The sequence below is a fragment of the Phenylobacterium sp. SCN 70-31 genome (assembly GCF_001724605.1).
Taxonomy (GTDB): Bacteria; Pseudomonadota; Alphaproteobacteria; order Caulobacterales; family Caulobacteraceae; genus Phenylobacterium.
Genome location: NZ_MEEX01000014.1, coordinates 86,783 through 98,240, shown reverse-complemented (window position 1 = coordinate 98,240; position 11,458 = coordinate 86,783). Strand labels below are relative to the sequence as shown.

Below are 11,458 nucleotides of genomic sequence, written 5' to 3'. Positions count from 1 at the left end.
CGCTCGCCGGTCACCTCCCGCTCGAACTGGGCGAAGGAGAGCAGCACATTGAGCGTGAGGCGCCCCATGCTGGAGGTCGTGTTGAAGGCCTGGGTGACCGAAACGAAGGAGACACCCTTGGTGTCGAACAGCTCGACGATCTTGGCGAAGTCGGCCAGCGAGCGGGTCAGACGGTCGACCTTATAGACCACCACGACGTCGACCAGGCCGCGCTGGATGTCGGCCATGAGCTGCTGCAGCCCAGGCCGATCCATAGAGCCACCCGAGTAGCCACCGTCGTCGTAAGCCGTTTTGACGGCGTTCCAGCCCTCACCGGCCTGGGATAGCACATAGGCTTCGCAGGCCTCCCGCTGGGCATGCAGGCTGTTGAAGTTCTGCTCCAGCCCCTCCTCCGAGGACTTGCGGGTGTAGATGGCGCAGCGCAGGCGCACGACGCTCATCGGCGCCGCTCCTTCAGGCCGAAGAACACCCTGCCGTTCCACTTTGTGCCTGTGATGTGCTGGGCGACCTCGCTCAAAGAGCCGAACCGCTGTCCCAGGTAGCTGAAACCCTCCTCCAGAACCCAGACCTCATGACGCACGCCGCGCCATTCCTTGATCAGGGTCGTGCCAGGTCTCAGGTTCGGGCCGGGCGTGGGCATGTAGCCACGGTCTTCGCGGAACCTTCGCGCCAGCTCGGCCATTCGGCGCTTTGACGATCCGGACAAATCGCCGTCGGCCCGGATCTGCAGTCGATGCGCCAGAGCCAGCGCCATCAGCTCCCGTGTGCGCAGCTTCGGCAGTTCGCCGCCGAGTCGTTCGGTCCAGGCGGCACGCAAGTCGGCAAGCGACATAGCATCCAGCCCGGCCAGGTGGTCGCCGGCGCTCACGCGCCGGCTCCCTTCGCGATACGGTAGACTCGACCGCCGTCGGCCTTCTCCGACGTGACGTCGAAGCCGAGCTTTTTCTTGATCGAGCCCGCGATGGCGCCACGCACAGAATGCGCCTGCCAGCCGGTCGCCGCCTGCATGGCTTCGAGCGTCGCGCCCTCTGGGCGCAGCAGCAGCGCCACCAGGGCGCCGAGCTTGCCCTTCGGGCCTGCGACGTCACCGGCTGCGCGCGCGGTCTCGGCGGACTGGGTCTTGGTCTTTGGCTTGGTCATACTCGCCTCCGTTCATCGAGGCCGCCCATCGCGGTCCCCGTACTGAGACGAGCCCGGCTCCCCGGGCGTGTGTGCACTACCGCTCCCTTCCGGGCCGAAGTCCAGCGGTGTTCAGGACCACGCTGCCTGGAACGTCGAGCTGGATTTTCTTGCCGCCCAATGGTCGGCGCGCACCATCTACAGACGTTGAGACTGCTCCAATTTCGGGACGTTCGCACGGCTCAGCTGCGGGGTTCTCGGAGCGGACCTGGCGAAGATCGCCATGGGTAGTTCGCGGTCGCACGCTTGTTATAGTGATCCAATGTTCCTGAGCCTCAGCCCGTGCGAACTCGTCTGACCCAGACTGCGCGCTCGGATGAATTTGCTGGCACTGACCGCCGGCGGCTGGATTGTCCCACTCGGTCCGGAGCGACGCCAGCCATCGAGCTTTGAGCAATACGGGGAAGCGGCCGGCCTCACCAGACGCGGCGCAAAGGGGGCAGAGCGATGGATGCGCAGGAGAACGATCTCTCGAATGAGGCAGCGGCGCTCGCCGACGTCCTTAAATGGTCGACGGACCTGCCGGCATGGCAACGCGATGCGCTGCGGCGGCTATGCAGCCAGCCCAAGCTGGAGACAGCCGACATCACGGCCCTCGTCGCGATCTGCAAGGGCGATGCGGCCGCCGTCCCGCTCGACGCGAGTCACATCAGGGACCCTTCAGCCAGCCACGCTGTCGTCAGCCTCGGTGCCCTTCACGGCCTGTCCCATGTCAACGCGCTGGCGCCGGGCGAGCGCCTCTCATTCGGCAAAGCGGGCCTGACCGTCATTTACGGCGACAACGGCGCCGGCAAATCCGGCTATGCTCGTGTTCTGAAGCAACTCTGTCGGGCTCGCTCGCCGAAGGGCGACGCGATCCTCCCGAACATCTACGCGGCTAGCTCCGGCACCCCCAGCGCCAGCATCGACTTCTTCATCGGCGGACAGAAGCGAAGCGCATCCTGGACGCAGGGGGAAGCGCCCGACCCAATGCTCTCGGCTGTCAGCGTCTTCGATTCCCGCACCGCCAATGTCCACGTCGAGAACACTAACGATCTCGCCTACACGCCACTGCCGCTCCGGATCCTCGCAGGCCTCGCGCAGACATGCCAGGATGTGAGGGCTAAACTGGCTGCCGAGATCAAGGCGCTGCAGGAGCAGACCCCCGCGGTCCTGTCGAAGCCCGAATGCAAGCCAGACACGCCCGTCGGCAAGCTGGTCGCCGGCCTGTCCGGAAAGACGAAACAGGACGCCGTCGAAAAGCTCGCGGGCCTGACGGCCGACGAAGAAGCTCGGCTGCAAACGCTCAACACCGACCTGGCCAGCGACCCTGCGCGCACGGTTCGCCAGCTCCAGAGCCAGGAAGCCCGTATCAGGTCGGCGATCGAAAAGCTCGACCAGCTCATGGCCGCCGCCACGGACGAAAATCAGGCAGCGCTGCGCGAGGCCCATACGCACCTCGCGACCGCGCGTTCCGCCGCCGCGGCCGCCTCCGCCAACCTGTTCGCCGACGAGCCGCTCCCCGACGTCGGCTCCGACGTCTGGAAGGCTCTGTGGGAAGCGGCCCGCGATTATTCTCGCGCGTCCGCCTATCCTGACCGGCCATTCCCCGCGGCCACGACAGGAGATCATTGCGTTCTGTGTCAGCAGCCGCTCAGTGAGGAGACCGCAAAGAGGCTGAGCAGCTTCGAAGCGTTCGTGCAGGACCAAAGCAAGCGGCGCGAGCAGGAAGCCGCGAACGCGTATGACCACAAGCTGGAGGAGGTCTCGTCAAAGGCCGTCTCGATGAAGGCGCTTATCGCGATCGTCGCGACGATGCGCGATGATGTCGGTCAGGAGGAAGCCGCTAGGACCCTTCGCCGCGACACCCTGCAGCTGGCTTGGCGACTGCGCGCCATCCTGCGAACCCACTGCCTCGCGGCCCAGCCAGCTCTTCCGGCTTCAGTCACCGTCTCCCTCGATCCCCTACGCACGGCCCTCCGCGGGATCGCCACGCGTATCGATGGCCTGCAGGCAGAGGCCAACTCCCCTCAGCGCGCGGCGCTCATCGCCGAGCGTGACGGCCTTACTGACCGCAAATGGCTCGGCGTGGTGAAGGCCGACGTGCTCGCCCAGATCGATCGCCTCAGGACCATCGAGACGACGGAGAAAGCCAGCAAGGACACCGCCACCAACAAGATCACGACCCAAAGCGCCCGCATCGCGCAGGCCCTCGTCACCAATCGCCTGCGGGGAAGGTTCGCGATCGAGGTGGACAAGCTCGGAGTCGCCGGTCTCGCCATCGAACTGCAGCAGGCCAAGACCTCCGCCGGCGTCCCGTTTTTCCAGGTCCAGCTGATCAACAAGCCGACCGAGCCGGTCGGCAAAGTCCTGAGCGAGGGAGAACATCGCTGCGTCGCGCTGGCGGCCTTTCTCGCGGAGCTGTCGACGATCGATGCGCAGTCGGCGATCGTGTTCGACGACCCCGTCTCGTCGCTGGACCATCTGCATCGCGATAAGGTCGCCGCTCGATTGGCCGAGGCCGGCCAGACCCGCCAGGTGATCGTGTTCACCCACGACATGGCGTTCCTGCTTCTCCTTGATGAGGCGTGTCGGGCGACCAAGGACCGGGACGCGACACCGGTGGCGTACCGCCTGATCAGCCGGGGCGCCGAGAACGCCGGCTACTGCCATCAGGATCCGCCCGCAAATGTCATGCCGCTCGACAAGGTGATCGACGGAATGAAGGCCCACCTCGCCAACGTGAAAATCCATCACGAACGCGGCGATCAGGCCAAATGGCTGCGCGAGGTGACATCCTTCCAGGACCAGCTCCGCACGACCTGGGAACGCGCCGTCGAGGAAGTGATCATGCCGGTGATCCGCCGCCTGTCCCGAAAGGTGGATACGACGGGACTCATCAAGCTCACCGTTCTCACCGATACCGATTGTACCGCCATGCGCGACGCGTTCGGGCGGTGCTCGGCGCTCCTTCACAGTCAGCCCGGCGAAATCAATCCGCGGCTGCCCGCGCCATCGGTGATCACAGCCGAAATCGGAGCGCTGGAAAAGTGGATCGCAGACATCCGGAGCCGGCAGGAGAAGGCCGCGTAACGACCGGCGGTCAGAAGGCGAACGGCACGCCCGTCCACCCCGCAGCATCGTAGGGTGGCGTATAGAGATCGGCCGGTTTCCAATCGGGCGTGTCCACGAGCGCGTAATTCGCAATCAGCAGCGACCCATCGCCTAGGGCGCGCTCGAGGCCGTACTGCGCCACGGTCATGACCACGCTGGCGCAGACGGCCTCCATGGCATGTCGCAACGTCGCGCGCGGAAACTGACCGTCACGGTCGTGTTTGGTCTCATTGTAGGCCGCATACCAAGCCAACTCCTGAGTCGGCTTACCCGTCGTGCCCCAGTTCCCGAACGGGGCGATGGGCCCGAGCCAAGGAAAGGCGCCGATCGAAATCGAATACTCGCGGAGGCGCATGGGGGCGGCGAGCTTCACGTAGTCCGCCGTGTTCGGACGCTCCAGCACCTGGCCATTGGCGGTCAGCACCCCGCGCCAATGCGCCTCCACCTCGGTGCTGGCCAGGATCAACAGGTTGCGGATGTCGTGGCCGTAGACGTCGAGGTTGGTGCCCTCTGGATGGACGGTCTGGCAGAGCTCCTCAAGCTTCCGCGTCAGCACAGCCAACTGACCGCGCGCCTTGGCGATGGTTGTGCGTTCCTCCGCCTCACCGGGATACCAAATGTTGTCTCGGCCGCGGCCAGGCTGTTCGGGACGGGCCATGCGCCGGTGAAATTTGCCGGCGAAAAGGTCCAGGCGGTGGAACGTGGCGGTCGGCCCCTCCTTGTACCAGCCGTTCTTCTCGCCTAGCAGCGTCCACAGGGCGTCCTGGTCGGCGGCGGTGTAGTGATGGAGGCCGCCGCGCCGCGGCTCGCTGTCGAGTCGATAACACTCGGTGTCGGTGAACTCCCAGGTTCCGACCCGCGAACCTTCGAGATCGAGCTGCGCGTAGTGGTCGGTCATGGTCGCCTTTCACTTCCGCAGATCAGGAAGGGCGTCAACGGGCTTAGGCGCCAGTGAGATCATCCGGTCCGAGGTAAGTGATGTCGATTCGGGCGACGTCCGCGGCGACTTGCGCGCGAAGCTGGCCGGCGCGGTTGGGGTTCAGCGCGGCCTGGACTGTGCCGAGCGGCCCTCCGTCGGCGGCGAGGACACGCGGCTGGCCATCCCAATCATGCACGTTGACCGGCGTGCCAGGGGGCGGAGGAGCACCGAGCCAGGTGACATTCGCCCAATAGCGGCGGTCGGCCCAGGTCCGACTGGCACGCGGGGTGAAGCTCTGCGCGAACTCGGTCCACATCGCCCGCGTTTCGGCCGTCGGCCAATCGGGCAGCGCACTCCAGGCCGCGACGGCGTCCGAGCCGAGCCACTGCCGAAGTTCCTGTCCCGTCGCGAACGTCGCGCCGGTGTCGGTGACGACCTTGATGGCGGCGAGCCTTGAATTGAAACCTGCCTGGATGAGGATCGCGGCGGAGCGGTTCAGCGTGCCGGTTTCGACTGCCGGCACAGCAACGCCAAGTTCATGATCTTCAAGCGGCAGGTCGAACATGCCGACCGTGTCGCCGTTGGCGGCGGCCCTGACGCGGATCGCTTCCATGGCCCACGGCAAACGATAGACGAGACCGCCCTCGACGAATTGCAGGGTTTCAGACTCCTGGCCGACGGCCATCTCGGAAAGCGGCTGGCCGAGCAACCAGGCGCGGAGGATGTCGCGCCAGTTGGCAGGCATGGGGTCGGGCGTGAAAGGGTAGAAGGCGAACACGCGTTCGGCGATGCCGGTGATCGCGGTGATCGCGGCCTCGGCATCATTTGCGAGGATGCCGCCGTTGGCCTGGATGAGCAGGAGGTTGGTTTCCGCCGCGATCGCGTCGAGCGCCTGGCCGGTGGTCAGTCCAACGCCGGCAAGGAAATAGCCGCGGCGGCGAGCCGCGGTCGACTGGTTCCAGATGAGCCGGCTGCGCGACAAGAGACCGGCCTTGAGAGCCTGCTGGACCGGCTCATTCTGGCGAAGCAACCGTCGGTGCCAGAGCGAGGATTGAAGGATGTCATCGAGCGCTGCCTCGATTCCCTCGTCCGGTATGTCACTCTCGCCAATGAGGCTGAGGATTGCCGTGTCGAGCGTGGCGACATGCCGCTGCCAATCCGCGAGCGCGCGCTCGCGGTCCTCAGGCCTCTCGTAGGCGACTTCGGGGAAGGTCCACGCAGCGGCGTTGTTGACTACATATTCGACGAGCTGGGCCACGTCGCCGCCGATCCGAGCGTACATGCGCGACAGGAGCGCGCCGACGAGTTGCACGAGCCCGCTTTCCATGTTGCGCGCGCCGAGATCGTCGATGAGCGCTTCCCAATTGCGGCGCTTCTTGGCGATGTCGTCGAACATGGGGAAAAGCACCAAGCCCTCCACATCGACATAGGCCCGCCCGGCGCGGCCGATAACGTTCTTGAATTCGGAGACGTCGATCCGCTCCCCGAAGCGGTGAAGCGAGTGCATGATGACGGCCGTAGCCGACAGGTTGAGGCCCTGGGCGAGCGTCGGCGAGGAGATCGTCACCTTCAGCACATTGTCGCGCAGCAGGCGCTCGACCTCCTTGCGATACGCGGTCGGAAGCGCGCCGTGATGCAGGGCGACGCCAAGACGCAGGCATTTGAGGATCGCGTTATCGGCACCAAGCCATTCCGTACCGAGCGCGATCGCGGTGTCGAGGACAACGGGGTCGGCCTCGAGCAGCGAGCGCAGCGCGCCACGTTCGTGAAGGTCGACGATCACGTCCGCGAACGGTTCGACGCTTCGTCGTTCCGGGCAAAAGATCAGAACCGTCTGGCCGTCGTCGACCAGGCGCCAGGCGGTCGCAAGGCACAGCTCACGCTGGTCGTCGGGAAACAGGCGGGTGCGGCGACGCTTGGGCGGGATCCAATGTGGAGGCGCGGCGCCTGTCAGGAAACGCTGGACCCAAGGGCGCTCTTCTCCGACGCGCAAGTTGAGACGGGCGCTGGAGGATGACCAGACGACCTCGCCAAAGCGCAATCGGGTTGGGCGCCAGTCGAGCTTGATAAGTCCGCCGGGATGATCGCGCCGCAGCCAACCGGCGAAGTCTTCGAGCTGGTCGCCGTCAGGCAGGATCGCGGATAGGCATACGATCCGCCGCTGCTGCGCGTCCGCACGGCGAAGCAGCCGTTGAATCTGCACTTCGTATCGAACTTCGCGTTCGTTGACGCCAATCATGTGGCCTTCGTCGAACACGAGCAGGCCGACATCGTCGAGGAGGGAGGGATCGTTGCGCAGCGCGAAGTCGAGCTTCTCCGGCGTGGCGACGACGATATCGCGCTCGCGGAGCGCATCCTCGTCGAAGCCGCTGGCCCCGATGCTGCCGTAGAGCGCCGAGATCGTCTTTCCGAGGGGACCGAAGGTCCGCTGCAAGGTCGTCTCGGTTTGAGCCGAGAGCGCGCGAAGCGGAGTGACGAAGACGACCCGCCTACCGCACGCGAGACAGCGCAGAATGCACAGTTCGGCGATGCGCGTCTTGCCGGCGCTGGTCGGGAGCGAAACCACGAGGTCGTCGGATTGATCGACGGCGCGGATCGCGGCTTCGATCTGCGATGGCCACAGGTCGACCTCGGCCTTCGATCGCCGTTGCAGCAGCGCGATGAACAACTCGCGCAGCTTGGGCCAATCAGCCGCGCCGCCGCCGGCGGGCTGGAGCGGGACCTTCTCATGGAACGTGCTGGACCAGAGATCCGACAGCAGGTGGATCGCGACGCGGTGGCTCCACCATTGCGGCAGCATGTTCAATTCGCTGCAAACCGCGAGCCCTGTCCGCAGACGCTCCAGCGCCAGATCGACCAATGGCCGTTCTCCACGTTCGAGCGCGAGGAGGAACAGAGACATCGCGGCCATGAAGCCGTCGGTCAGCGCGGTGTCGAGACCTTCGAAGAGAAAATCATTGCCGCCATCGGCCGCGTCCGCCGCCTGATCGAGCTGCGCCTGGAGGTCAGCCGAGATCCGCTGATCACTGCCGCGGCCTGTAGCGCGATAATCCAGCACGCTGGCCTGGAGGGCGCGGAAGTCTCTCCGCATCAGGAGGGCGAGCATCCGTTCCGCCGGCGCGAAGTTCTCGTCCGCCTGGACGATCGCAAGCAGCGAGTAGGCGCGAGCGGACAGATGCGCGAGATGATAGCTGGCCGCCGCCATGACGAAGTGGAAGTCGCGGTCCACCTCCAGGCGATCACCCTTGGCCATAACGGCCTCGAGCGCGGTGGCCGCCTGCTCGAAGGCGGTGCGGGCGCGCGCCGGATCGCCACCTAATTCTCGAAGCCGCAGACCGAGCCCGAGAAGCGCATAGCCATAGGAATGCAGATCGTAGCTGAGCTGCGGCGCGAAGGCTGGCGCATCCGCCGGCAGAGCACCGTCGCGCCAGATCATGGCGCGCGCCTGGCCACGGGCGATCAGGCGGCCGCGGAAACCGGCGGTCGCGGCTTCGGCTATCTCGGCGGCGATTGCCTCAGGCGTTGTTGGCATCGGCGATCACTCGGTCATATACGGCGCCGATGAAGGCGGCGTGTCCCTCCACGTGCAGGCCGATGCCCCATTGGTTGAAGGGGCCAGGATAGGCTTGGAGCGAGGCGGTCAGCAGAGCTTCCGGGGCGTTGCCCGAGAAGGTGAACAACAGGTGCCGGACACTCTGAGTCGGGATGCCATGCTTCAGCAGCGCATCGTCGATCGCATCGGCCAGGGGCAGATTGCCCAGCTCGAGCAGTCGCGCCGAGATGAAGGATAGCGCGTGGGCGGATGGCAGGCCGCCATCCTTGTCGAGGCCGACGCGGGCGTCGGTGAGCACCTGCGTCGTAAGCGCGGCCCGGCTCTTCGCTTCGGTCTTCAGGAAACTGAGACGCTGGCTCTGCGGATCCTGCAGAATGCCGATCACGTCGTCACCGCGCATCGCCATGTTGCGGTGGTCCTTCCAGCGCAGCCGCTTGATCGGTGCGCAATAGCCGCCACTGTGGGCGTCGATCCATTCCGTGGCGTAGATCTCGCCAAGGTCACCGGATCGTATGGCCTTGGTCGTCGGGAGCTTGCCTTCGATCAGCGCGGCAGCCGCAGGCTTGCCAAGACGGGCCAGCGCACGAGCGACTTGCTCCTCCGAGGCATAGTGGCCGCGGACGATCGCCGCCGTCGCCTGAATGCCGGTCGGCAGCCTTGCGGCCTGGCCGGTCATCACTCGGCGGAAATGGTTTCCGACCGGCTGGTCGACCGAGACACACCAATCGTTGAACTGCACCATGCCCCGCCCGTCCGATCAGCGCGAAAAGAGATCGCGGACGCGAACGAAAGACAAGCCGGTGTTCGGAGCGTCAAAGCTGCATCCCGACGTGGTGTTCGCAAGTTCTAACAATTACGCCCCGGGTCACTGTGCCACCGGTCCTTACTCGCAGGGAACTTCTCCGAACAGGCCGATCATGATCGCCGGCGGGGCTTCGCGGCTGGCCGGGTCGGTTATGAGGTTCGGAAGTCCGTCCAGTAGGAACCCGCTCATAGTTCAAGGTGCTGAGACCGTGAAGCTGACGTCGCGTGGATAGCCCCTTCCCCCACAGCGGACGTTGCCGAGTTCATCGATGAGCCCACTGCGCCCACATCGACGGCACCTCGGGTGGCGCAGGGGCCGAGTTGACGCATGAACTGCCCCTATCTTCTCAATTCGCCGAATCGTCGCCAGTATGCGTGGGTCTGAACACCCAACGGACAGCGAGCGGCATTTTGGGACCGAATGGTTCCGAGCAGCGGCGAAGCTGGCCAATCGACGAACAGGCGCCTCTGAAAGGAGGTGAACGACGTCGATGGCCGGGTTCACGTCTTCTCGGAGGCCCAAATGCCCCAGCCAAACTCGAACGCCGTGCGCGTTCGTCAGCGCCCCCAGACCTCGACAGCTCTGCAAACTGAGCGTCCTTCCACCTTCACACAGATCCCCATCGATCAGCTGAAACCCGCCGAGCGCCGGGTGCGGAAGCATCCGCGCGGCAAGCTCGACAAACTCGTCTCGACCATCCGCCGATTCAGCGTAGTCGCCCCGATATTGGTCGATAAGGACAATCGCATCATCGACGGCCACCTCCTCTGGGAGGCGCTGAAGACGCTCGGCCACACCACCGTCTACGTCCAGCGCGCCGACCACCTGAGCGAGGCTGAGGTCGAGACGTTCCGCATCGCCCATCACGCCCTCCTCGAGATGGGGCAATGGGACGTCGAGCAGCTCAAGCTCAGCGTCGAAGGACTGATCCAGATCGACCCAGATCTGGTCGCCCACACCCTGCTTCCCATGGGCAAGATCGACGGCCTGCTTCTCTCCGGCTTCGACCAGCCGGCCGACGCAGACATCCCCACGGCGGAGAAGACCTCCCTCCTACAACACGGCGACGCCTTCATCTTCGGGCCCGCCGATGGCGCACCGATGCACCGGCTGGTCTGCGGCGACGCGAAGGACCCGACCGTCATCGCCCAGGCCGTGGGCGGCAAGGCGGTGCAGATGCTGTTTTCCGACGTGCCCTACGGCCTGGTGCCGATCGAGGGCGTCGTCAGCGCCAAGCATAAGGACTTCGTCGAAGGCGCCTCCATGAGCGAGCCGGAGGCGATCGGCTTTTTCACCGAGTTGCTGGGAGCGTCGGCGCCGCATGTCGTCCGGAACGGGGCGGTCTTCCTCTTCATCGACCACCGCGGAATGTACGGCCTTACCCAGGCCACGCGATCGCTGGGCTTGAGCCACATCTGCACGGTGGCGTGGGATAAGACCGCCGGCGGCATGGGCGGCCTTTATCGCCACCAGGTGGAGTTCGTATTGGTGCTGGCCAAGGGCGAGCGCATCGCCGTCAACAACGTCCAGCTCGGCAAGCACGGCCGCAATCGGACGACCCTGTGGTCCAGCAGTGGCATGGCTCAGTTCGGCGTCGACCGAAAGGCCGCGCTGGATGCCCACCCCACCGTCAAGCCGGTCCAGCTCCTCTCCGAGGCGATCCTGGACGTGACGAACGTTGGCGACGTGATCCTCGATCCCTGCATGGGCACCGGCTCCACGGTCGTCGCCGCCAACCGGGTGAACCGGGTGGGCGTCGGCGTCGAGATCGACCCGATCTACTTCGAGGTGGCGGTTCGCCGGCTGCAGGCGGTCGTGGATCGCCCCATGATCCATGAGGAGACCGGCCTCACCCTGGAGGCCCTCCTCGACCAGCGCGCGGCCTCGTCCGCGGCCGCCGCGTGAGGTC

The 11,458-nt window shown here is 65.6% G+C and carries 8 protein-coding genes; 2 read left to right on the top strand and 6 right to left on the bottom strand.

The annotated features are described in order from the left end of the window. The 3 genes from ABS78_RS12625 to ABS78_RS12615 form a co-directional block, all read right to left on the bottom strand. A partial coding sequence (locus ABS78_RS12625) for a recombinase family protein (protein ID WP_293379476.1) occupies positions 1–440 on the bottom strand: 440 nt, incomplete at its 3' end. Continuing rightward, on the bottom strand, positions 437–868 hold the full coding sequence (locus tag ABS78_RS12620) for a DUF2924 domain-containing protein (protein ID WP_293379473.1): 432 nt from the start codon (positions 866–868) through the stop codon (positions 437–439). The genes ABS78_RS12625 and ABS78_RS12620, both read right to left, overlap by 4 nt. Further along, on the bottom strand, positions 865–1,140 hold the full coding sequence (locus tag ABS78_RS12615; RefSeq protein WP_293379470.1) for a DUF3489 domain-containing protein: 276 nt from the start codon (positions 1,138–1,140) through the stop codon (positions 865–867). The genes ABS78_RS12620 and ABS78_RS12615 overlap by 4 nt, the downstream gene beginning before the upstream one ends. Before the next feature lie 486 nt (positions 1,141–1,626). Between ABS78_RS12615 and ABS78_RS12610 the strand changes: the two genes are divergently transcribed. Then, entirely contained in the window at positions 1,627–4,251 is a 2,625-nt protein-coding gene (locus tag ABS78_RS12610) for an AAA family ATPase (protein WP_293379467.1), read from the top strand. Between the two features lie 10 nt (positions 4,252–4,261). Here the strand turns inward: ABS78_RS12610 and ABS78_RS12605 are convergent, their stop codons facing one another. The 3 genes from ABS78_RS12605 to ABS78_RS12595 are packed head-to-tail and all read right to left on the bottom strand — an operon-like array spanning position 4,262 to position 9,486. Continuing rightward, complete coding sequence (locus ABS78_RS12605) at positions 4,262–5,170, bottom strand: hypothetical protein (RefSeq protein WP_293379464.1); 909 nt, start codon at positions 5,168–5,170, stop codon at positions 4,262–4,264. 43 nt (positions 5,171–5,213) lie between these two features. After that, a complete protein-coding gene (locus tag ABS78_RS12600; protein ID WP_293379461.1) occupies positions 5,214–8,723 on the bottom strand; it encodes a DEAD/DEAH box helicase in 3,510 nt (1,169 codons plus the stop codon). Beyond that, a complete protein-coding gene (locus ABS78_RS12595; RefSeq protein WP_293379458.1) occupies positions 8,707–9,486 on the bottom strand; it encodes a Hachiman antiphage defense system protein HamA in 780 nt (259 codons plus the stop codon). Before ABS78_RS12595 ends, ABS78_RS12600 begins: the two co-directional genes overlap by 17 nt. A 585-nt stretch (positions 9,487–10,071) precedes the next feature. Here ABS78_RS12595 and ABS78_RS12590 point away from each other — a divergent pair. Beyond that, entirely contained in the window at positions 10,072–11,454 is a 1,383-nt protein-coding gene (locus tag ABS78_RS12590; protein ID WP_293379455.1) for a DNA methyltransferase, read from the top strand. The last annotated feature ends 4 nt before the right edge of the window (positions 11,455–11,458 follow it).